This window comes from Blastococcus capsensis, assembly GCF_030165005.1.
Taxonomy (GTDB): Bacteria; Actinomycetota; Actinomycetes; order Mycobacteriales; family Geodermatophilaceae; genus Blastococcus; species Blastococcus capsensis.
Window position 1 is genome coordinate 1 of sequence record NZ_JASNNW010000011.1, and the last position, 22,185, is coordinate 22,185.

The 22,185-nt window shown below is 73.7% G+C and carries 19 protein-coding genes; 5 read left to right on the top strand and 14 right to left on the bottom strand.

The window, feature by feature from the left end; translation table 11 throughout:
- Positions 1–176 precede the first annotated feature (176 nt).
- Positions 177–1,340: an IS701 family transposase gene (locus tag QOZ86_RS10945; protein ID WP_284493342.1), complete on the bottom strand. Its 1,164-nt coding sequence runs from the start codon at positions 1,338–1,340 to the stop codon at positions 177–179.
- A 368-nt stretch (positions 1,341–1,708) separates the two neighbouring features.
- On the opposite strand from QOZ86_RS10945, the gene QOZ86_RS10950 reads away from it, so the two are divergent.
- Positions 1,709–2,395: a helix-turn-helix domain-containing protein gene (locus QOZ86_RS10950; protein WP_284491998.1), complete on the top strand. Its 687-nt coding sequence runs from the start codon at positions 1,709–1,711 to the stop codon at positions 2,393–2,395.
- A 173-nt stretch (positions 2,396–2,568) separates the two neighbouring features.
- Positions 2,569–4,302, top strand: coding sequence for a 2-isopropylmalate synthase (leuA, locus tag QOZ86_RS10955; RefSeq protein WP_284491999.1), 1,734 nt, complete (start codon positions 2,569–2,571; stop codon positions 4,300–4,302).
- A 24-nt stretch (positions 4,303–4,326) separates the two neighbouring features.
- On the opposite strand, the gene mnhG is transcribed toward leuA, so the two are convergent.
- The 9 genes from mnhG to QOZ86_RS11000 form a co-directional block, all read right to left on the bottom strand.
- Positions 4,327–4,785 (bottom strand): monovalent cation/H(+) antiporter subunit G, encoded by a 459-nt coding sequence (gene mnhG / locus QOZ86_RS10960; RefSeq protein WP_284492000.1) that lies wholly within the window; start codon positions 4,783–4,785, stop codon positions 4,327–4,329.
- A complete protein-coding gene (locus QOZ86_RS10965; protein ID WP_284492001.1) occupies positions 4,782–5,117 on the bottom strand; it encodes an MrpF/PhaF family protein in 336 nt (111 codons plus the stop codon). Before QOZ86_RS10965 ends, mnhG begins: the two co-directional genes overlap by 4 nt.
- Positions 5,114–5,701, bottom strand: coding sequence for a Na+/H+ antiporter subunit E (locus QOZ86_RS10970; protein ID WP_284492002.1), 588 nt, complete (start codon positions 5,699–5,701; stop codon positions 5,114–5,116). The genes QOZ86_RS10965 and QOZ86_RS10970 overlap by 4 nt, the downstream gene beginning before the upstream one ends.
- A complete protein-coding gene (locus tag QOZ86_RS10975; RefSeq protein ID WP_284492003.1) occupies positions 5,698–7,410 on the bottom strand; it encodes a Na+/H+ antiporter subunit D in 1,713 nt (570 codons plus the stop codon). The genes QOZ86_RS10970 and QOZ86_RS10975 overlap by 4 nt, the downstream gene beginning before the upstream one ends.
- Positions 7,407–7,946, bottom strand: a complete 540-nt coding sequence (locus QOZ86_RS10980; protein ID WP_284492004.1) for a Na(+)/H(+) antiporter subunit C — start codon at positions 7,944–7,946, stop codon at positions 7,407–7,409. Before QOZ86_RS10980 ends, QOZ86_RS10975 begins: the two co-directional genes overlap by 4 nt.
- Positions 7,943–10,828: a Na+/H+ antiporter subunit A gene (locus QOZ86_RS10985; protein WP_284492005.1), complete on the bottom strand. Its 2,886-nt coding sequence runs from the start codon at positions 10,826–10,828 to the stop codon at positions 7,943–7,945. Before QOZ86_RS10985 ends, QOZ86_RS10980 begins: the two co-directional genes overlap by 4 nt.
- An 89-nt stretch (positions 10,829–10,917) precedes the next feature.
- Positions 10,918–11,115, bottom strand: coding sequence for a hypothetical protein (locus tag QOZ86_RS10990; protein ID WP_284492006.1), 198 nt, complete (start codon positions 11,113–11,115; stop codon positions 10,918–10,920).
- A gap of 144 nt (positions 11,116–11,259) precedes the next feature.
- Positions 11,260–13,080, bottom strand: coding sequence for an ABC-F family ATP-binding cassette domain-containing protein (locus tag QOZ86_RS10995; protein ID WP_284492007.1), 1,821 nt, complete (start codon positions 13,078–13,080; stop codon positions 11,260–11,262).
- A 51-nt stretch (positions 13,081–13,131) separates the two neighbouring features.
- The gene (locus QOZ86_RS11000; protein WP_284492008.1) at positions 13,132–14,682 is read right to left on the bottom strand and encodes a vitamin K epoxide reductase family protein; all 1,551 of its coding nucleotides are present in this window, start codon (positions 14,680–14,682) and stop codon (positions 13,132–13,134) included.
- Between the two features lie 284 nt (positions 14,683–14,966).
- Between QOZ86_RS11000 and QOZ86_RS11005 the strand changes: the two genes are divergently transcribed.
- Together QOZ86_RS11005 and QOZ86_RS11010 are read left to right on the top strand one after the other, a co-directional pair.
- Positions 14,967–16,004 (top strand): pirin family protein, encoded by a 1,038-nt coding sequence (locus tag QOZ86_RS11005; RefSeq protein WP_284492009.1) that lies wholly within the window; start codon positions 14,967–14,969, stop codon positions 16,002–16,004.
- A gap of 108 nt (positions 16,005–16,112) precedes the next feature.
- Positions 16,113–16,340 carry a hypothetical protein gene (locus tag QOZ86_RS11010; protein ID WP_284492010.1) on the top strand — a complete coding sequence of 76 codons (228 nt, stop codon included), beginning with the start codon at positions 16,113–16,115 and terminating at the stop codon, positions 16,338–16,340.
- Between the two features lie 17 nt (positions 16,341–16,357).
- Here the strand turns inward: QOZ86_RS11010 and QOZ86_RS11015 are convergent, their stop codons facing one another.
- Positions 16,358–18,415: a TPM domain-containing protein gene (locus QOZ86_RS11015; RefSeq protein WP_284492011.1), complete on the bottom strand. Its 2,058-nt coding sequence runs from the start codon at positions 18,413–18,415 to the stop codon at positions 16,358–16,360.
- Positions 18,416–18,532: 117 nt separating this feature from the next.
- Here QOZ86_RS11015 and QOZ86_RS11020 point away from each other — a divergent pair, with 117 nt between their 5' ends.
- A complete protein-coding gene (locus QOZ86_RS11020) occupies positions 18,533–18,913 on the top strand; it encodes a Rieske (2Fe-2S) protein (RefSeq protein WP_284492012.1) in 381 nt (126 codons plus the stop codon).
- A gap of 78 nt (positions 18,914–18,991) precedes the next feature.
- Here the strand turns inward: QOZ86_RS11020 and QOZ86_RS11025 are convergent, their stop codons facing one another.
- Genes QOZ86_RS11025 through QOZ86_RS11035 form a run of 3 tightly spaced genes read right to left on the bottom strand, consistent with a single transcriptional unit; the run spans position 18,992 to position 22,175 of the window.
- The gene (locus QOZ86_RS11025; protein WP_284492013.1) at positions 18,992–20,152 is read right to left on the bottom strand and encodes an ABC transporter ATP-binding protein; all 1,161 of its coding nucleotides are present in this window, start codon (positions 20,150–20,152) and stop codon (positions 18,992–18,994) included.
- Positions 20,149–21,237 carry an ABC transporter ATP-binding protein gene (locus QOZ86_RS11030; RefSeq protein WP_284492014.1) on the bottom strand — a complete coding sequence of 363 codons (1,089 nt, stop codon included), beginning with the start codon at positions 21,235–21,237 and terminating at the stop codon, positions 20,149–20,151. Before QOZ86_RS11030 ends, QOZ86_RS11025 begins: the two co-directional genes overlap by 4 nt.
- Entirely contained in the window at positions 21,234–22,175 is a 942-nt protein-coding gene (locus QOZ86_RS11035) for an ABC transporter permease (RefSeq protein ID WP_284492015.1), read from the bottom strand. Before QOZ86_RS11035 ends, QOZ86_RS11030 begins: the two co-directional genes overlap by 4 nt.
- Positions 22,176–22,185 lie beyond the last annotated feature (10 nt).

Below are 22,185 nucleotides of genomic sequence, written 5' to 3' on the forward strand. Positions count from 1 at the left end.
CTAGTACTACAGCCGCATTTCACTGGCGGAGCCGCGTCGGGCGTAGTGGCAGCGGCGGGCGCGGGCCTGGTGTCTGCGGCGCCAGTGCGACCAGTCCAGGACTTGCTGGGGTGGGTGCTGCGGTGCCCAAACCAGGCAGGTGATCAGGTGGCGGATCTCGGGCAGTGAGAGCTCGGTCAGCTCGCCGTGCAGGTTCGGGACCCCCCTTTTTCGCCGCTGGTGGCGGCGCGGGTGACGGTGAGGAAGGCGTGTGCCCAGCAAGCGAGGGTGATGTGTCGGTACCAGGCGTCGTAGCGGCGGACCTGGTACTGGTCCAGGCCGACTTCGCCCTTGCCGGTCTCGAAGGATTCCTCGATCGCCCAGCGACGGCCGGCGACGCCGACCAGGTCGGCCAGCGACGCCTGCGCCGGGCAGAAGCACAGATAGTGGGCCAGTTCGCCATCGGTGAGGCGGCGACGGACCAGCAGCCAGTACCGGCCGGGCTCATCCAATGACCGGATCGGGATGCGCGCCCAGTCGTAGAGCCGGTGGCCCTTGGCGCCGACACCGGCCGACAGTCGCTGCCAGTCCGCCTCGGGCACGGCGGCCGAAAGCGCATCGACCCGGGTGCCGGCCGGCCGGTCGTCGATGGTGGCGATGACGTGCTGGTTCACCGGGACGGCGAGCACGTAGGCCATGCGACGTTCCTCCAGCGCCAGCCGCAGGGCGCCGTTCTGCCCGTAGACCTCATCACCGGCGACCCAGCCGGCCGGCACCTCGGCGTCCAGGGCCCGGATGAGCATTCGCAGAGCCAGCTCCGGCTTGGTCGCGAACTCCACCTCCGGGCCGATACCAGCCTCAGCACAGCGGGCACGATCATCGGTCCAGGCCTTGGGCAGATACAGCTCCCGGTCGATGAACGTCCGCCCGGCCGCAGCGGCGTAGACCAGGAACACCCCGATCTGGGAGTTCTCGATCCGCCCCGCCGTACCGGAGTACTGCCGGGCCACCCCGGCGGACTTGCTGCCCTTCTTCAGGAAGCCGGTCTCATCGATCACCAGCACCGCGTCGTCATCGGCGAGGTACTCCACGACGTATTCGCGCAGGTCATCGCGGACCCCGTCGGCGTCCCACTCGGCGTGGTTGAGCAACCGCTGGGTCGCATCCGGGGTCTGATCACCGGCCTGCTCGGCCAGCGTCCACCCGTTCTTGCGCTCCACCCCCGACAACAGACCCCGCAGATAGGCGCCGGCCTGCGCACGCGGCTGCGGCCGAGAAAACCGCGGCCCGATCCGCCAGGTCACCTCTTCCAGGCCGACTGCCCAGCCCTCGACCTCGGCCACACTGACATCTTCGACCATCCAGCCAAGGTCACCGGCCCGATCGCCGCAGTCCGGCAGACACGCCGCGGCCACTCAAAACCTTGCGGCTGTAGTACTAGAGGCCACCGTCAGGCGACGCAGATCTCGGTGGCCTGCGCGGGACCGGTCACCGCCCCTGCTTCCCACCACTCCCGGGAATTTCGCCACCACTCCGCGGAAGGGCCGCCACCACTACACGGGAGCGCCGCCACCGCTACAGGGAAGCGCGGCCACCACTCCGCGGAGACTCCGCCGCCACTCCTGGGAAGCTCTGCCTGTGAGTACACCTGCACTCACAGGCAGAGCTTCCGCGGACCTCATGCCGCAGGCCCCGCCGGCCGGCGTCCACAGGAGGCTCGGTCCTCCACATGTCCGCGCCCGGACCGGTGATCGGCCCGCACGGGGTGGACCGTGGTGCGGTGTCCCTGTTCGACCTGCCCGGCGTCCTGCGTCGCATCCGCCGCCTGGGGGACCTCTCCCAGCGGGAACTGGCCGAGGGCTGCCGGCTCTCCCAGTCCGCGGTGGCCCAGGCGGAGACCGGGCGGCGGGATCTGCCGGTGACCGCGCTGGCCCGGGCGGCGGCGCTCGCCGGGCTTCGACTGGCGCTGCTCGACGGGGAGGAGCGCGAGGTCGGACCGATGGCGGCGGACACCGTCCGCGACCTGGGAGGCCGCCGCTTTCCCGCGCATCTCGACACCCGCCGCAATGACGAGGGGCAGCGGCTGTACCAGCCGCGCCGGGACCGGCCCGAGACGTCGTTCACCTACCGGAGGGACCGGGGCGACCGCGACGCGCGCCGGGGGACGGCGGGGACGCCGACGGACCACCACCCCGTGCTGCCGGGCGACTCTCCCGCGGGCCGCCGAGCCGCCCGCCGGGTCGACGCAGCTCACGCGAGGGCGGCGGAACGCGAACGCCGCTTCCTGGCCGGGGAGCTGACCGGCCTGCCCGAGGCGTTCAGCTGCACCTGCCTGCCCTCCTGCGACGAGCTGGACGACTTCTCCCGGCGCCCCGTCCACGCCGGCGACTGCGCGTGTGGCTGCGATCTGGGCTGAGCCGCTGCTACCGTGGGCGGCGTGCGCGGCAGCCTCCTGCTTACCCGCCGCGGCGAGGCCCTCTCCTAGGTCGGCTTCCTCGCCGCGGGGTTCAGGCGCTCCCGGCGTCCGCTGACCGTCCCCCGGAGCTGTGCGTACTCCGCGCACGGCAGCCCGCACCAGGAGCCTCCCCCATGAGCGACACCCACCCGCACGCGCGCCATCCCCAGCAGCCCTCCGGCATGCCGGTGGACCGCTACGCCCCCTTCGTTCCCGTGGTGCTGCCCGACCGCACCTGGCCGGACACCGTGACGACGAAGGCCCCGCGCTGGTGCGCGGTCGACCTGCGCGACGGCAACCAGGCGCTGATCGACCCGATGACGCCCGACCGCAAGCGCCGCATGTTCGAGCTGCTGGTCCGGATGGGCTACAAGGAGATCGAGGTCGGCTTCCCGGCGGCCAGCCAGACCGACTACGACTTCGTCCGGCAGCTGATCGACGAGGGCCTGGTCCCCGATGACGTGACGATCCAGGTGCTGACCCAGGCGCGGGACGAGCTGATCGAGCGCACCTTCGAGTCACTGCACGGCGCCAAGCAGGCGATCGTCCACCTCTACAACTCCACCAGCACGCTGCAGCGGCGCGTCGTGTTCGACTCCGACCGGGCCGGCATCGTGGACATCGCCGTCCACGGCGCCCAGGTGGTGCGCAAGCTCGCCGAACAGATGGGCGAGACCGACATCCGCTTCGAGTACTCCCCCGAGTCGTTCACCGGCACCGAGCTCGACTTCGCCGTCGAGATCTGCAACGCCGTCACCGACGTGTGGGAGCCCACCCCCGAGCGGCCGACGATCCTCAACCTGCCGGCGACCGTGGAGATGGCCGAGCCCACCGTCTACGCCGACCAGGTCGAGTGGATGCACCGCAACCTGGCCCACCGCGACGCCGTGGTGCTCAGCCTGCACCCGCACAACGACCGCGGCACCGCCGTCGCCGCCGCCGAGCTGGGCTACCGCGCCGGCGCCGACCGCATCGAGGGCTGCCTGTTCGGCAACGGCGAGCGCACCGGCAACGTCGACCTGGTGACCCTGGGCCTGAACCTGTTCAGCCAGGGCATCGACCCGCAGATCGACTTCTCCGACATCGACGACATCCGCCGCACGGTCGAGTACTGCAACCAGCTCGGCGTGCACGAGCGGCACCCCTACGGCGGCGACCTCGTCTACACCGCGTTCTCGGGCTCCCACCAGGACGCGATCAACAAGGGCTTCAAGGCGCTGGAGGCAGACGCGCAGGCCGCCGGCGTGCCGGTCGAGCAGCAGGCGTGGGCGGTCCCGTACCTGCCCATCGATCCCAAGGACGTCGGCCGCAGCTACGAGGCCGTGATCCGGGTGAACAGCCAGTCCGGCAAGGGCGGCGTCGCCTACATCATGAAGACCGAGAACCACCTCGACCTGCCGCGCCGGCTGCAGATCGAGTTCAGCGCGGTCATCCAGCGGCACACCGACGACGAGGGCGGCGAGGTGACCGCCCAGCAGATGTGGACGGCGTTCACCAACGAGTACCTGCCCGACCCCGAGGCGCCGTGGGGCCGGTTCTCGTTGAGCGGACACCGGCACACCGCGCACGGCGACTCCCTCGACGAGATGGTCGTGGAGCTGGTCGACCAGGGCGTTCCGGTGACGGTCGAGGGGCGCGGCAACGGCCCGATCGCGGCGTTCGTCGACGCGCTGAGGACCCTCGACGTCGACGTCCGGGTGCTCGACTACGCCGAGCACGCCATGTCCGCCGGCGGCGATGCCCGTGCGGCGGCCTACGTCGAGTGCGCCGTCGGCGAGCGGGTGCTGTGGGGCGTGGGCATCGACCCCAACATCGTCACCGCCTCCCTGCGCGCCGTCGTCTCCGCGGTGAACCGGGCCCAGCGCTAGCGGCGCCTCCCGGGACGGGCGCGGTCAGCCGCGTTCGTCCCGGGGGTTCCGGTTCTCTCCGGAGCGCTCCGCCAGGGTCTGGCCGGGCTCCCCGGGTGGCGCGTCCGCGGGCTCGTCGCCGCGGTACACCCGGTCCCGCAGCTCGTCGTCGGCGCGCAGCTCGTCGACCAGCAGCAGATCGCGGCGCACGTGCCGGCGGCGGTAGGCCACCCGGCTGATCATGTGCGCGCTCACCGGCGCGGTGAGCAGCTGGAACACCGCCACGAGCAGCAGCATCCAGGTGGCCGACCAGCCCTGCAGCCGGATCGCGCCGGCAACCATGATCAGCAGGACCCCCAGGACCTGCGGCTTGGTGCCCGCGTGCATCCGGGTCAGCACGTCGGGGAACCGCACCAGGCCGATGCCGGCGGTCAGGCACAGCAGCGCGCCCAGCAGGAGCAGGACGACCGCGACGACGTCCCCCACGACCTCCAGCACGCTCACCGGTCCACCTCCGCAGCCCGGGCCTCCTCGGCCGCCTCCGGCAACCCGACGTCCTGGCCGTCGTCGGCCGAGCTCAGCAGCATGCCGCCGATGTACCGGGCCACCGACACCGAGCCGACGAACGCCAGCAGCGACACGACCACCAGCACGGGGACGACGGTGGGGTCCCGCTCCAGCGCGGCGTGCACGGCCAGGCCCGCCGCGATGATCACCAGCAGGGTGTCGGTGGCGACCACCCGGTCCAGCAGCGACGGGCCGCGGCCCAGCCGGACCAGGGCCAGCATCGCGCCCCCGCCGAGCATGCCGTAGGCCAGCCAGTAGACGACGGTCACGACGTCCCTCCCCGCGCCGGTTCGCCCGCCGGCGGGCCGAGCGCCGCGACGTCCGCCGCCGTCCCGAACGCCCGGACCACCCGCTCCTCCTGGGCGAGCACCGAAGTCCGCTGGCGCTCGACGTCGTCCGGGCCCCGCACGTGGAGGACGTGCAGGGTGAGCACGCGACGCTCACGGTCGAGGTCCAGCACCATCGACCCGGGCACCAGCGTGAGCGACTCGGCGAGGATGGTCAGCAGCAGATCGGAGTCGGTGCGCGTCTGGACCCGGATGATCGCGCTCCGCTCGATGCCGCTCGGCCGCAGCGTCTGCCAGGCGACCAGCGCCCCGGAGCTGATCAGGTCGGCGACGAAGGCGCCCACGAACCGCAGGAGCGGTCCAGGCCGCAGCCGCGTCCCGCCGACCACCGGAGGCAGCGGCAGCAGCGAGGTCACCACCAGCGCGATCACCGCACCGCCGAGCAGGTTCGCCCACGACCACGTGCCCCAGAGCAGCATCCAGACGAGCACCAGCCAGGCCAGCAGCGGCAGCTGGTGGCGCAGCCGGTGGCCCAGCCGCCCTGGAGCGGCGGCCTCCGCGGTCACGGTGCGTCCTCCTCGTCGATGACCGCGTTCACGTACGGCCCGCGGTCCAGGAGATCGACGGCCGCGCGCCCGGCGATCGCGTACAGCGGGCCGGCCAGCGCAGTCAGCGCGACCGTCACCGCGACCATGACCGTGGTCGACCCGATCATCACCTGCGGCAGGGGCCGCAGCGGCCGCGCCGACTCGGCGCCGTCGCCCAGCCCGTCCATGGCCGGGGTGCTGGCCGTGGCGACGGCGGTGTGCCGGCGCCAGGCCGCGCGCCGCCGGACACGGGTGGCGGTGCTGCCAGAGCCGTCGTCGGAAGCCAGCTCCTCCAGCGGGGCGGCGACCAGCTCCGGTCCGGCGTCCCGGGCGGCCGCCTCGTCGGTGTCGGCCGCCGGCGACTGCGCCGGCGGGCGCCAGAAGGCGCGACTCCACACCCGCGAGATCGCCACCAGGGTCAGCAGGCTGGTGACCGCGCCGGCCGCCACGACCACGATCGGCAGCCACCCGCCGTCGGCGATCCCCGCCTCCAGCAGCCCGAGCTTGCCGATGAACCCCGACAGCGGCGGGATGCCGGCGATGTTCATCGCCGGGACGAAGAAGAGCACCGCCAGGAACGGCGAGGCCTTCGCCAGGCCGCCGAGCCGGTCCACGCCGGTGGAGCCGCCCTGCCGCTCGATCAACCCGGCCACGAGGAACAGCGTGGTCTGGATGGCGATGTGGTGGACGACGTAGAACACCGCACCCGCCAGCCCCGCGGCGGAGCTGAGCGCGATCCCGAAGACCATGTAACCGATGTGGCTGACCAGGGTGAACGACAGGATCCGACGGATGTCGGTCTGGGCCACCGCGCCGAGGATCCCGATCAGCATGGTGGCCAGGGCCGCCACCATCAGCACCGTGTCCAGCGCACCACCGGGGAACAGCAGCGTCTGGGTGCGGATGATCGCGTAGACGCCGACCTTGGTGAGCAGCCCGGCGAACACCGCGGTGACCGGCGCCGGGGCGGTCGGGTAGCTGTCCGGGAGCCAGGCCGAGAGCGGGAACACCGCCGCCTTGATCGAGAACGCGATCAGCAGCATCGACTGCAGCAGCAGCTGGGTGCCCTCGGGCAGCTCGCTCAGGCGGCCGGCCAGCTGCGCCATGTTCACCGTGCCGGTGGCGGCGTACACCAGCGCGATGGCGGCGAGGAACAGCAGCGAGCTGAGCAGGCTCACCACGATGTAGGTGATGCCGGCGCGGATCCGCGGCGCCGAGCCGCCGAGGGTCAGCAGCACGTAGCTGGCGGTCAGCAGGATCTCGAAGCCGACGTAGAGGTTGAACAGGTCGCCGGCCAGGAACGCGTTGGCCACGCCGGCGATCAGGACCAGGAACGTCGGGTGGAAGATCGAGATCGGCGTCTCCTCGTCGCCGTCGGCCGCGCCCTGCCCGACGGCGAACACGAGCACCCCCAGCGCGACCGTCGACGCGACGACGAGCATCAGCGCCGACAGCCGGTCGACGACGAGCACGATGCCGAGCGGCACCGGCCAGCCGCCGATGGAGAGCGATTCCGCCCCGTCGGCGTCGGCCAGGAGCAGCAGCGCGATCGAGACGGCGAGCACCGTGCCGAGCACGAGGATGCTCAGCGTCCGCTGCACCCGCGGGTGCCGGCCGCCGACCAGGAGCGCGACCGCCGCCCCGAGCAGCGGCAGCAGCACCGGCAGCGGCATGAGGACCCGGATCACCGTCGTCTCCGCTCGGTCGGCGGCAGGTCGACGTCGTCGGAGGCGATCCCGCCGTAGCGGCGGGCCAACGTGCCCTCGACGGCGAGGTCGCCACCCGCGTCGCCGCCCAGGCTGTCGGCGTGCGCGGCCGGCCGGTCCTCGAGGGCCAGGTCGTCCGGATCCATCTCGTCGGCGTCGGTGCCGGAGCGGAGGGCTACGCGGCGGTCCTCCTCGTCGATCTCGACGACCTCCTGCCGGACCAGCCGCCAGGAGCGGTAGATGATCGCCAGCAGGAAGGCGGCGATGCCGAAGGTGATGACGATCGCGGTGAGGATCAGGGCCTGCGGCAGCGGGTCGCTGATCTCCTCCGGCTCGGCGTACCCGAGGATCGGCGCGAGCCCGGCGGGCCCACCGGCCGAGAGCAGCAGCAGGTTGGTCGCGTTCCCGAGCAGCAGGAAGCCCAGCAGCACCCGGGTGAGGCTGCGGTCGAGCAGCAGGTACACCCCGGCGGCGTAGAGGCCACCGATGATCACCGGCAGGACGACGGTCGGGGTCATCGGAGGATCACCTCCCCGGGCACGGAATCGATGGCGTCGTGCTCGTCGACCTGGCGGTCCAGCTCCGCGCCGAGGCTGCGCAGGATGTCCAGCACCAGCCCCACCACGATCAGGTAGACGCCGATGTCGAAGAACAGCGAGGTGACGAGCTTGACGTCGCCGAGCACCGGCAGCGTCGTCTCCAGGATGGCCGTCTGCAGCACGTCGGCGCCCAGGACCAGCCCGACGATGCCGGTGCCGCCGGCGAGGAGCAGCCCGAGCCCCAGCAGCAGGCCCGGGTCGACCGGTGCCGCCTCGCCGAGCTCGTAGCGGCCTCCGGCGAGGTAGCGCAGCACGAGCGCCAGGCCGGCGACCAGCCCGCCGGCGAACCCGCCGCCGGGCTGATTGTGACCGCTGAACAGCAGGTAGAGCGAGAACACCACGATGGTGTGGAACAGGATCCGGGTGACCACCTCGAGGATCACCGACCGCCGCTCGGGCGCCAGCGCGACGGACGCGGCCAGCCACTGCGCGCGGGGGGCCCGCCGGGCGGGGCGGGCCGGAGGCGGGGTCCGCCCCGGGTCGAGCCGGTCGACGCCGCCGGTGCGCCGCCGCAGGAAGACCAGGCTGGCCACCCCGGTGGCGGCGACGACGAGCAGCGCGATCTCGCCGAGGGTGTCCCAGGCCCGGATGTCGACCAGGGTCACGTTGACGATGTTCTGCCCGCCACCGAACTCGTACGCCTCCTCGGGGAAGGCCACCGAGACCGGCGTCGCCGTCCGCGCGCTCAGCGCCACCGCACCGGCGGCGGCCATGAACGTCCCGACGGCGACGGCGACGACCGCGCGGACCAGCCGCTCGCGGGGGCGGTGCCGCTCGGTGATGTCCTTGGGCAGCTTTCGCAGCACCAGCACGAACACGACCAGGGTGAGCGTCTCGACCAGGAACTGGGTCAGCGCCAGGTCCGGCGCGCCCTGCAGCGCGAACAGCACCGCCAGGCCGTAGCCGGTGACGCCGACGACCAGCACCGCGGACAGCCGCTGCCGGATCCGCAGGGCCAGCACGGCGGCGATGAGCACCACCGTGCCGACCAGCGCCTGCACCGGGCTGTCCCACGCCCGCCACTCCCCCGGCCACGGCGCCCGAGCCAGCAGCACCGCCCCCGGCAGGGCCAGGACGACGACCAGGATCGTGCCGAGGTAGGCGGGCAGCGACCCGCGCTGGGTGGTGCCCGTGACCAGCACGGCCAGCCGGTCCAGCGTCTGCATGGTGTTCCAGTAGCCCTCGTCGGCCGAGGCGCCGACGGCGAACCGGCGCTGCGCCCGGTAGATCGCGGCGCGCCCGGCGAACAGGGCCGCGCCGCCGGCGAGCGTGAGCGCCGAGAGCAGCAGCGCCGGCTGCCACCCGTGCCACAGGGCGAGCTTCTCGGCCTCCGGCGCCAGCAGCGGCAGCGCGTCGGCGTACCCGGCGGCCAGCGGCTCGAGCAGTGGGCTGAGCGGCCCCGCGACCAGGCCGGTGAGCGCGAGCACAGCGGGAGCGGCCAGGAAGAGTGCACCCGGCGGGTGCACCAGGTCGGCGGGCTCGGTCGCCGGGAGCCCGGGCTTGCGGGCGAACGCGCCCCACAGGAAGCGCGCCGTGTACGCGACGGTCAGCGCGGAGCCGAGCACCAGGCCGGCGAGCACCACGACGGCGGCGGTGCGATCGGGCAGGCCGCCGTCCAGCAGCGCGGTGAAGGCGGCCTCCTTGCCGACGAAGCCGAGCAGCGGCGGCAACCCGGCCATGGAGGCCGCGGCCAGCGTGCCGATCACGGCGACCACCGGGAGCCGCCGGCCCAGTCCGGAGAGCCGGCGCAGGTCGCGGACGCCGGTGGCGTGGTCGATCACCCCGACGGTGAGGAACAGGGTGGACTTGAACAGCGCGTGCGCCAGCGTCATCGCCAGCCCGGCGGCGGCCAGCTCCCGGCTGCCGGCCCCGACCAGCACCATCAGGAAGCCCAGCTGGCTGACCGTGCCGAACGCGAGGAGGAGTTTGAGGTCGTTCTGCCGGAGCGCCCGGTAGCCGCCGACCAGCATCGTGGCCAGACCGAGGCCGAGGACCACCGGCCGCCAGCCCGGCACGTCGGCGAATCCGGGCGCGAGCCGCGCGACCAGGTAGATGCCGGCCTTCACCATCGCGGCGGCGTGCAGGTAGGCGCTGACCGGTGTGGGGGCCTCCATGGCGGCGGGCAGCCAGAAGTGGAACGGCACCATGGCGGACTTGGTCACCGCCCCGGCGAGGACGAGCATCGTGCCGGCGACCAGCAGCGGGCCGCCGCCCGGGTCGGCGACCACCTCGGAGAGCAGGTAGCTGCCGCTCGCCTCGCCCAGCATGATCAGCCCGACCAGCATGGCCAGCCCACCGGCCGTGGTGAGGATCAGCGCTTGGCCGGCCGCCCGCCGCGCCGCCAGCCGCCCGCCCGAACCGCCGATCAACAGGTAGGAGAAGACGGTGGTGAGCTCCCAGAAGACGTAGAGCAGGAGCAGGTGGTCGGCGAGGACGAGCCCCAGCATGGAGCCGGCGAAGGCGGTGAACGTGCCGGCGAACCGGCCGGTGCCGTCCTCTCCCGGCTCGAAGTACCGGGCGCAGTACAGCAGGACGAGTACGCCCACCCCGGTGACCAGCAGCGCGAACAGGAGCGCGAGCGGGTCCAGCCGGAGCACGACGTCCAGCTCCAGGGTGGGCACCCACGGCACGCGCTCGACCACGTCGCCACCGCCGGTCACCGTCGTCAGCCGGGACAGCAGCCAGGCCAAGCCTGCGGCCGGCACCAGAGCCAGGACGAGGAACGCCTGCCGGCCCCACCAGCGCACGAGCAGCGGTGCCGACCCCGCGGCCAGCAGGTGGAGCAGCAGGACGGCGAGCACGGGTCTCCGGGAGTCTCGAAGGGCTCGGGGACGACCACAGACGTCAGGGGACAGCCGGCGGGCGGTGACTGCAGATTACCGGTGGGGGGTCACCGGCCGCCCGTCGTCGGTGACGGTGACGACGACCCGGTCGCTCGCCCGGTCCACCTGCACGCAGGGGCGGCCGCCCCGGCGTGCCGGACGACGTCGGACCGCGCCTCCCGGACGACGCGCACCGCACTCACGTCGACCGGCTGCGGGAACTCGGCCGGCTCGCCGGTGACCTCGAGGTCGACCGGCATCCCCACGGAAGCTCGTGCTCTGAGTGCAGCTGCACTCAGAGCACGAGCTCCGTCAGGTACCCGGTCAGGACCTGGTGAGGACCCGGTGAGGTATCGCCGCAGGTGCCTCGTCCGATCCGCCGGCAGATGTCCCCGGGCGACCCGGCCCGGTCAGCCCTCGGCGAGCTCTGCCGCCGCGAGCCACTGCTCTTCGAGCTGCTCCTTCTCGGCCTGGAGCGCCTGGAGCTGGGTGTCGAGCTCGGCGGCACGGGCGTAGTCGGTGGCGGCCGCGGCGAGCTGCTCGTGCAGCTTCTTCTCGTCGGCGTCCAGCTTGAGCATCCGCCGCTCCAGGCGGCTGGCCTCCTTCTTCGCCGCCCGCGCGTCGGCCGCGGAGACGGCCGGGGCCGACGTCGAGGGCGCACCCACCGGCCGCGGGCCGTCGCTGCCGGCCGCCGTCGTCAGCGGGGCCCCGCCGGCCGCACGGCGGCGCAGGTACTCGTCCACCCCGCCGGGCAGCTCGGCGAGGGTGCCGTCACCGAGCAGCGCCACGACCTTGTCGCACACCCGGTCGACGAAGTACCGGTCGTGGCTGACCACGAGCACCGTGCCGGGGAAGCCGTCGAGCAGGTCTTCCAGGGCGGTGAGCGTGTCGATGTCCAGGTCGTTGGTCGGCTCGTCGAGCACCAGCACGTTCGGCTCGGCCATGAGGAGGCGCAGCAGCTGCAGCCGGCGGCGCTCGCCGCCGGAGAGGTCGCCGACCGGCGTCCACTGCCGGTTCGCGGCGAAGCCGAACCGCTCGGCCAGGGACGACGCCGAGATCTCCTGGTTCCCGATCCGGGCGATGCGGGCGACGTCCTGAACCGCCTCCAGCACGCGGGCCCGCGGCGGCAGTTCGGTGACGTGCTGCGACAGGTAGGCCGGCGCCACCGTCTGGCCGACGACGACCTTCCCGGCGTCCGGCGTCGTCTCCCCGACCAGGAGCTTGAGCAGCGACGTCTTCCCGGCGCCGTTGACCCCGACGATGCCGATCCGGTCGCCCGGGCCGACATGCCAGGTGAGGTCCTCGAACAGGGTGCGCGGGCCGTCGTCGGTGGGAACGGCGTAGTCGAGGTCCTCGACGTCGTAGACCGTCTTGCCGAGCCGCCGGGCGGCGAAGCCCTTCAGCGCCATCGCGTCGCGGGCGGGCGGCTCGTCGGCGATCAGCGCCTGCGCGGCCTCGATGCGGAACTTCGGCTTGCTGGTGCGTGCCGGGGGACCCCGGCGCAGCCAGGCCAGCTCCTTGCGGACCAGGTTGAGCCGGCGCTCCTCGGTCACCGCCGAGATCCGCGCCCGCTCCGCCCGGGCCAGCGTGTACGCCGAATAGCCGCCGTCGTAGGCGTGCACGCTGCCGTCGGCGACCTCCCACGTGGTGGTGCAGACCTCGTCGAGGAACCACCGGTCGTGGGTGACGACGACCATCCCGCCGGTCCGCTGCTTCACGTACTCGGCCAGCCAGGCCACCCCCTCCACGTCGAGGTGGTTGGTGGGCTCGTCGAGCACCAGCAGGTCCAGCGGGCGGATCAGCTGGGCGGCCAGCGCGACCCGGCGGCGCTCACCGCCGGACATCGGCGCCACCGGGGCGTCGAGGCCCAGCCGGTCGAGCTCGAGGCCGGTGAGGACGGAGCGGACCGCCGGGTCACCGGCCCACTCGTGCTCGGCGGCGAACATCGACGGCGGCAGGACGACGTCGCGCACCGTCGTCCCGGGCGGCAGGGTGCCGGACTGGTCGAGCACGCCCATGGCGATGTCGCCGCGGCGGGTGACCCGGCCGGAGTCGGGCTCGTCGGCGCCGGTGAGCAGCGACAGCAGCGTGCTCTTGCCGCCGCCGTTCCGGCCGACCACGCCGATGCGTTCACCGGCGGCGATCCCGAGCGAGACGTCGTCCAGGATCACCGTCGTGCCGTGCGCCTTGTGCACCCGCTCGAGGTTGACCAGGTTCAGGGGTGCGCTCATCGCCGCCCAGTATCCCCCCGCTGATGCAGGGACGTGCCCGGCCGTCCGGGATCAGGCCGCCCGCCGCTCCGGCCAGCGGGCCGGCCGGTCCCACTCGCCGTAGTGGTCGTGCAGGGGGCCGCGCGGCACCGACAGAGCGGCGACGGCGAGGCCCGTCAGCACGATGACCACCGCGGGGACGACGCCCGGACCGGTCAGCAGGACCAGTGAGGCGACCCCCAGGCCGCCCGCCACGTTGAGCAGCCGCGCCGGCCGCAGCACCTCGGCCATGGCCACGACGGCGACCACGACGATGAAGGCACCGCCGAGGTGGGCGACGTCGGCGGTGCCGCTGCGGATGTCGATAGCCAGCACACCCGGCACTGCGTACAGCAGCACGCCGAGCGCGGCGACGGCCAGCAGCGGGAGCGGTGCGCCGGTGCCCCACAGCGACGACCGGAGCAAGGTCAGCGGGCGGTCGGGCAACTCGAGCATGTCCGGCGTCCGCTCGTCGGGGGTGCAGCCCTCCGCCTCGCCGCCCTGCCAGAAGACCTTCCAGGTCGATCCGTCCCGGTCTCCCCGGCGACGGGACTGCTTGACGTGCTGGCCCATGGCGACGACCTCGTCGACGGTGAGCGCGACCATCGGCAGCATCACCAGGCCCGCGAGGATGCAGAAGGTGCACCAGGCATGCACGGCGACCGGCATCGACATGACCAGCGCGACGTGCGCCAGTCCGAGCGGGATGACCAGGACGCCGAACATGGCCACCATCCACGGCATCGTGCGCCAGCGCGCCACGCCGCCCATGAACGCCATGAGGAACTCGAAGGTGTAGGCGATGCCGCCCAGCCCGGCGTCGGAGATGGGCATCATGTGCGAGATGTCCGAGTTCAGCACCGACTCGGTGCTGGCCGACCCGAAGAACGGGTCCCACACCGATTCCAGGTAGCCGAGCTGGAACGCGGCCAGGTAGCGCGACACGACCAGGCCGACGAAGGCCAGCGCAACCAGGATGGCCCGCTGCGGCCAACTCGACGGGTTGTAGCTCCATCCCGGCGGGGTCGGCGGGCCCATCGTCATGAACGCCGTCATGTTCGGCATGCCCGGGATCAGGATCGTCAGGGCGATCACCAGGAGCCCGACGATGCTGTCGTTCACGAAACCCGAGGCGGTCGGCGACCACAGCACGATGGGTGCGAAGACCAGCCAGATGCCGACGAAGCAGGCACCCCACCAGGCGATCGGCCGGTCGGGCTTGAGGGCCCGCCAGCCGAGCACGATCAACGCGACCCCGCTGACGACGTCCGACCAGGTCATCAGCGACGCACGCAGGGCAGCCATGGTCTCGTCGGAGAACCAGACACCCCGCCCGCCGCTGGGCTGCGCCCACAGCGCCTCGTTGCCGTAGCCGAGGGTGAGCGGGGCGAGCAGTTGCCAGAAGCCGAGCAGGACCAGCGTCCACGGGATCCAGAGAACCTGCCGTTGCTGGGCGCGCAGCCGGTCCATCCGGCTGGGCATGCCGCCGTCCTCGCCATGCTGCTGGCTGTGCTCCTCGCCGGCCTGCTCGAGCTCGGCGCCGTGTGCCTGCCGCGCCATCGGCCGGGTGATCCCACGGTCCACGGTGCCCCCCTCTCGACGTCGACGTCGCGACGCGGCCCACCCACCAGCCGCGTCCCCCGGGGAGCGGCCGCCGGGGACTGCCCGGCCGGTGCCGTCCGACGCTCCCGTGACGGCGACCGGAGCCCCCGGGCGTCGACGCCGCGCCTCTCGGCTCCCAGGACCACCTTGGCGCAGCCGTGTGGCCGGCGCAACGCCTGCATGCGAAGTGGAACTGCCCGGGAAGACATCGTGGTCCCGTGACGCTGCAGTCGGTGATAGTTGAGACCTCAACCGAGGAGGCCGGCATGCCTGCCGTGACCGTCGAGGACGCCACCATCCTGCCGCGGGTCCCGCTGCCCGCGCCCCGCACGGTGCGCCGCCGCACCCGTTCGGTGACCACGGCGCCCTCGGGCTTCGAGGGCGAGGGCTTCCCGGTCCGCCGGGCCTTCGCCGGGGTCGACCTGCGCGCCCTGGACCCCTTCCTCCACATGGACCAGATGGGCGAGGTCGAGTACGCGCCCGGCGAGCCCAAGGGCACCAGCTGGCACCCGCACCGCGGCTTCGAGACCGTCACCTACCTCCTCGACGGCACCTTCGAGCACGCCGACTCCCACGGTGGCGGCGGCACGATCAGCGACGGCGACACCCAGTGGATGACCGCAGGTGGCGGCGTCCTGCACGTCGAGCGGCCGCCGGAGCACCTCGTGGTGAGCGGCGGCCTGTTCCACGGCCTGCAGCTGTGGGTCAACCTCCCGCGGGCGCAGAAGTGGGTGGAGCCGCGCTACCAGGACCTGCGGGCCGAATCCTCCGTGTTGATGGCCAGCCCGGACGCCGGCGCCTTCCTACGGGTCATCGCCGGAGACGTGGCCGGGCAGCGCGGGCCGGGGTCGACCTGCACGCCCATGGCGATGGTGCACGCGACCGTCTCCCCCGGCGCGACGCTGGACCTGCCGTGGCGGCCAGACTTCAACGCGCTGGTGTACGTGCTCTCGGGGGCGGGATCGGTGGGCATCGACGGTGCGCCGGTGCGCACCGGCCAGCTGGCGGTGCTCGGCCCCGGCGACACGGTCACCGTCCGCGGCGCGGTGCACCAGGAGTCGCGCACGCCGGCGCTGGACGTCGTCATCCTGGGCGGGCGGCCGATCAACGAGCCGATCGCCATGTACGGGCCGTTCGTCATGAACACCGCGGACGAGGTCAGGGACGCGTTCGCCGACTTCTCCGCCGGCCGGCTCGGCGCGATCCCGGCCCAGCGGGTGTCCGGGCCGGTTCCATCCCTTCGCCCGCCCGCCGTCCCCCACGCCGACGTCCGGTACGAGACTGCTCCTATCGATCTGCGGTAGGAGCTGCGATGACCACCCTCGACCGCTTCTCGGCCCCGCTGCAGGGTCCCGCCGTGAGCTCGCGAACGGTGGGGGCAGCGGGGCCTTCAACTGCTCCCGGGCAAGGAGGTGCTCCTCGGGGAGAGCACGCACGTGCGCCGGCTGCTGCCCACCCTCGGCCGGCGGATGGTGGGCGCGTGGGTGTTCGTCGACCACTACGGCCCCGACGACATCGCCACCGCCCCCGGCATGCAGGTGGCGCCGCACCCGCACACCGGGCTGCTGGCGCGGACGTCGAGATCCCGCTGGAGCCGGACTTCGAGTACGCGCTGCGCCTACGGCCAGCTGACCGGCTGAGCCTGCGGCGCGACCGCTCAGAACCGCCCGCCGCCCGCCCGGCCACCGAAGGAGCCGCCACCGGCGCGGCCGCCGAAGGACCCCCCGCCGGACCTTCCTCCGAACCCACCGCCGAAACCGCCTCCGAACCCGCCGCCCGAGCGGCCGCCGCCCAGCAGGATGCCGCCGAGCACCAGGCTGCCGAGGTCCACCCCGCCGCGCCGGTACCCGCCGCCGTAACCACCTCCGAAGCCGCCGGGACCACCGGGCCCGTAGCCGGAGTTCCACCGGTCGACGTCGTCCTGCGCCAGGTCGAGCGCGTGCTGGGCCAGCAGCCCCGCCTGCTGCGCCTCCCGCAAGGCGCTCACCGGGTCGGTGGCACCGAGTTCGACGGCGGCCGCCAGGTGCCGCTGCGCCTCGGCCAGCCGTGTCCGGGCGTCCGGCCCCACCGCTCCCCGCCGGGTGTCGACGAAGTCCGCGGCGGCGGCCACGGTCGAGCGCGCGGTCAGCAGCGCCTGGTCCAGTGCGGCCGCTGCCCGGCGGGCCCGGGTCTGCACGTCGCGGGCCGCCGACAGGGCCTGCTCCAGGGCGGTGTCGGCGTCCTCCAGCTGGCGCAGTGCCGCCAGTGGGTCTCCCGGCGTGCCGTCGGCCGGCCGCAGCGCCGCGTCGGCCCCGGCCAGGGCCGCCTCGGCGCGGGCGATCTGCGGCTCGAGCCCGCTGCGGTCACCCCCGGCCACCCGCGCCCGGGCCTCGGCCAGGTCCTTCTCGGTCTCCGCTCGCGCCGCGGCCACCCGTCCGGCCGCGGCCTCCAGGTCGGCGTCCAGCCGGGCCACCGCGTCGAGCAGCGTCCCGGTCTGCGCCACCGCGTCCTCGGCGGCGCGGATGTCACCGACGGCGTCCCCCGACCGGCCGGCCGCGAGCGCCTCGCGGGCCTCCCGCACCTCCTGCTCGGCGGCGTCGAGCCGGGCCGCCGCCTGGGTTCCGTTGTCGGCGACCGCGGACACCGCCTGCCCCGCGAACTGCGAGCGCAGCCCGGCCAGCCGCTGCTCCTCCTGCGGCAGCCGACCGCGCAGTGCCGCGATCCGCGGCTCCAGGCCGTCCAGCACCTCGGGGGCGGTCCGCTCCAGGTCGCGCAGCTGCTGGAAGGCGGCGCTCTGCTCGTCGAGCCGGGCGTCGGCGGCCTGGGTCAGCGACAGGATCTCGGCGAGCATGCGCCGCGCCGCCGGCTCGTCCGTGCCGGTCCCCCGCCCACCCGAGTCGTCGTCCAGCTGCTGGCGCACGGCGAACGCGCGGCCGACGTCGGCCCTGGCCTGCGCGAGCGCGGTGTCGAAGCCCGCCACGGCGTCCTCGCCGTACTGCGACCGGGCGAAGTCGAGGTCCAGCTGTGAGGTCTTCACCGCCTCGTCCAGCTCCAGCAGCGCCTCGCTGGCGCGGCCCTGCAACTCGTCGGTCGGCGTGCCCTCGTAGGGGTCGCGCTCCGGCTGTCGGCCGGGTGCGGGGGTCGCGTCCCCGCGGTTCCGGCGCGAGCGGCTCACCAGGTACGCGCCGCCGCCGACGACGGCGATCCCGCCGAGCACCAGCAGGGGGCCGACGCCACCGGAGCCACCGTCCGAGGCCACCTCGCCGGCGTCCCCGGCGGCCGTGTCCGCCTGCCGCAGCAGACCGGCGAAGGCGACCACGCCGGCGGCCCAGTCCTCCTCGGCGAACTCCGGCTCGACCTCCGTGGCCGCGAGGTCCCCCAGCTCCTCCCGGGAGAGCGCCGAGTTCCCCGGGCGGAGGAAGCCGTACGCCCGGTCCGCCACGGCCACCGCCAGCAGGGCGTCGTTGCGGCCGAGCTGGCTGAGCTCCGCGGTGGCGGCGGCCCACTCGTCGCCGTCGGCCTCGTCGAAGCTGGGGACGAACACCACGAACAGCTGCGTGCCGGTGTCCGCGCGCAGGTCCTCGATGGCCGACTCGACCTCCGCGGTCCGGCCACCGAGCGCGCCCACCTCGTCGACGACCTGCTCGGCCAGCCGGAACGGCGGCACCGCGTACGCCGGCCCACCGGCCAGCAGGAGGACGGCGAGCACTCCCAGGACGACGCACAGCCGGCGCACGGGGTACCTCCAGGACGGGCGACGTCGAACCCGGCCGACCCTACCGACGGCGGACGGGTCCGGCCCGGCCGCGCTGGGTAGGGCGGTTCCGCCACCACCCGCGTCGAAGGAGCCTCCGTGCCCGAGCCCGAATCCGTTCCCGCCGCCGAGCTGCCGCCGCGGACGGTCCGCCGCGCCGGCGACTGGGCCGTGGGCAACCGCGGCCCCGGCCCGGACGGCGCCGACCGGTACTTCGCGGTGTCGCGGATCTGCCGGCACCAGCTGGCCGACCTGTCCGAGGGCACGGTCGACGCCGACGGGTGCCTGGTCTGCCCCTGGCACCAGAGCCGGTACGACGTGCGCACCGGGGAGATGGTCGAGGGCCCCCGCGGCTTCCTGGGCTACCACGGGCCCACGCCGGTCTACAGCACGCTGGTCCGGGTGCTGGGCCGGCTGGTGAGGCTACGGGTGCGCCGGGCGGTCCGCCGTGGGAACGACGTCGTCGTCGTCACCGATTGAGGCATAGGAAGCTATACGTGCGTTTTCTGGCGCGAAGACGCATGGATGGCTTCCTATGCCCGGGAGGGGCGCCCGCGGTCAGCCCTGCTCGGCCCGCGGCAGGGGCTGGTCCCGGCCGAGGAAGGGGCTCGGGTCGTCGTCCCCCGGCTGCGTTTCCGGTGCCGGCCGGGCGGCGGCACCGGCGTGCAGCGCCTCCTCGGGGGACCGCGGGTGGAGGACGCCGTCGCGGATCTCCTCGGCCCAGTGGCAGCTGACCAGCCGCCCCGGGCCCAGCTCGCGCAGCACCGGCACCTCGTCGTCGCACCGGGTCTTCTGCCGCCAGGGGCAGCGGGTGTGGAAGCGGCAGCCGCTGGGCGGGTCGGCCGGCGACGGCAGGTCGCCGGCCAGCAGGATCCGCTCGCGCCGCTCCTCGACTCCCGGGTCGGGCACCGGGACGGCGCTCATCAGCGACCGCGTGTAGGGGTGCAGCGGCTGCTCGTAGAGGTCGTCGGCCGGGGCCTGCTCCACCAGCGAGCCCAGGTACATGACGCCGACGACGTCGCTGATGTGCCGCACCACCGCCAGGTCGTGCGCGATGACCAGGTAGGTCATGCCCAGCCGCTCCTGCAGCTCCTCGAGCAGGTTCAGCACCTGGGCCTGCACCGACACGTCGAGCGCGGACACCGGCTCGTCGGCGATCAGCAGGTCCGGCTCCAGCGCGACGGCGCGGGCGATGCCGATGCGCTGCCGCTGGCCGCCGGAGAACTCGTGCGGATAGCGGCGCAGCGCCGCCGACGGCAGCCCGACGGCGTCGAGCAGGGTCCGGATCTTCTCGGCGATCCCGGCCTTGCCGCCGCCGAGACCGTGCGCGTGCAGCGGCTCGGACAGCAGCGACTCGACGTTCTGCCGCGGGTCGAGGCTGCCCAGAGGGTCCTGGAACACCATCTGCATGCGCTGGCGCATGTGCCGCAGCGGCTCACCCTTGAGCGCGGCGACGTCGGTGCCGTCGAACAGCACCCGCCCGGCGGTGGGCTCGACCAGCCGCAGGATGGCCCGGCCCAGCGTGGACTTGCCGCAGCCGGACTCCCCCACCAGCCCGTAGGTGGCTCCGCGGCTGACGACGAGGTCGACGCCGTCGACCGCCTGGACGTGCCCGACGGTGTGGTCGAAGAAGATCCCGCGCTTGATCGGGAAGTGGACCTTGAGCCCTTCGACCCGCAGCAGCTCGTCCTTGCCGGGAGACGTCGGGGCGGCGGTCATCGGGCGGCTCCTGGGGCGTCGGTGCCGAACGCGGAGGCGCCGGCCGGCGCGGAGGGGTGCTCCAGCGGGTGGCGGCAGCGCAGCTCCCGGCCGGGGCCGTCGGGCTCCAGCGGCACGGTGCTGCCCGACACCTCGGTCAGGCAGTCGTCCTGGGCGTTGTCGCAGCGCGGCGCGAAGGCGCAGCCCTCCGCCCACGGGATGGCGTCGGCAGCCGAGCCGCGGATGGGGGTGAGCGGGGTGCCGCGGCCGGAGTCGAGCCGGGGCACCGAGGCCAGCAGCCCCCCGGTGTAGGGCTGGCGGGGACGAGCGAACAGGTCGTGCCGGTCGGCGGTCTCGATGACCTTGCCCGCGTACATGACGTGCACCCGGTCGCAGAGCCCGGCGACCACGCCCAGGTCGTGCGTGATCATGACCAGCGCCGTGCCGGAGTCGACGACGAGCTCCCGGAGCAGCTCCAGGATCTGCGCCTGGATGGTGACGTCCAGCGCCGTCGTCGGCTCGTCTGCGATCAGCAGCCGGGGCGAGCAGGCCAGCGACATGGCGATGAGCGCCCGCTGGCGCATCCCGCCGGACAGCTGGTGGGGGTACTCCTTCAGCCGGCGGGCGGGATCGGGGATGCCCACCCGGTCCAGCAGCCGGGTGGCCTCGTCCCGCGCCTCGGCCTTGGTCATCTCCCGGTGCTCCAGCAGCACCTCGGCCACCTGCGTGCCGATCGGGACGGTCGGGTTCAGCGAGGACAGCGGGTCCTGGAAGACCATCCCCATGTCCGCGCCGCGCAGGCTGCGCAGCACCCGGTCGGGAGCGCCGATCAGCTCCTGCCCGTCCAGGCGCACCGACCCGGTCACCTGGACGCCGCGGCGCGGCAGCAGGCCCATGACCGCCAGCGAGGTGACCGACTTGCCGCAGCCGGACTCGCCCACCAGGCCGATGGTCTCCCCGGGGGCGACGGAGAAGCTCACCCCGTCGACGGCACGGGTCGGCTGCTCGCCGCGGCGGGCGAAGGTGACGGCGAGGTCCTCCACCTCGAGGACCGGGGTGGCCAGGCCGCCCGCGGCCGCACTGCCCGTCTGGACCACCCGGCTCACCTCCGGAACTTCGGGTCGAGGGCCTCGCGCAGGCGCTCACCGAGGAGCGTGAAGCCGAGCGCGACGACGATGATGCACATCGCCGGCCACACGGCCAGGGCCGGGCGGATGGACAGGAAGTCCTGGGCGTTGGCGAGCATCGCCCCCCACTCGGGGCGGGCGATGTCCGGGTCGCCCAGGCCCAGGTAGGACAGGGCGGCCGCCTCGATGATCGCGGTCGCCAGCGACAGCGTCGCCTGGACGATGACCGGGGACAGCGAGTTGGGCAGCACGTGCCCGAAGACGATCCGCCGCTTCTTCACCCCCAGCGCCTGGGCGGCGACGGCGTAGTCGCTGCCCCGCTGCGCCAGCATCGACCCGCGCAGCAGCCGGGCGAACACCGGCACCTGGACGACGGCGATGGCGATCATCAGCGCGTACTGGTTCTGCCCCAGCAGCACCGAGATGGTGATCGCCATCAGCAGGCCGGGGATGGACAGGATGATGTCGACGAACCGCATCACCACGGTGTCGACCCAGCCGCCGAAGGCGCCGGCCAGCACGCCCAGCGTCATGCCCACCACCAGCCCGAGCACGGTCGAGACCACGCCGATGAGCAGCGACTGCCGCGCGCCGTAGATCAGCCGGGACAGCAGGTCACGGCCGAGGTTGTCGACGCCGAGGGGGAAGCCCTCGCGGGCGCCGGGGATCAGCCCGGGCCGGATCTCCGACAGCAGGTACTGGCTGACCGGGTCCCTGGGGGCCAGCAGCGGCGCGAACGCCGCGACGAACAGGAACACCAGCACGATGACGGCGCCGGTGATCGCCACGGGGTCGCGGCGCAGCCGGCGGAACGCGCTGCGGGTCAGCGACAGCCCGCCCTCGCCCGCGGGCAGCTGGCCCGCGCGGGCCGCGAGCTCGTCGATCCGCTGCCGCTTCACGTCGCCCAGCGCGGTCATCGCGTTCCCT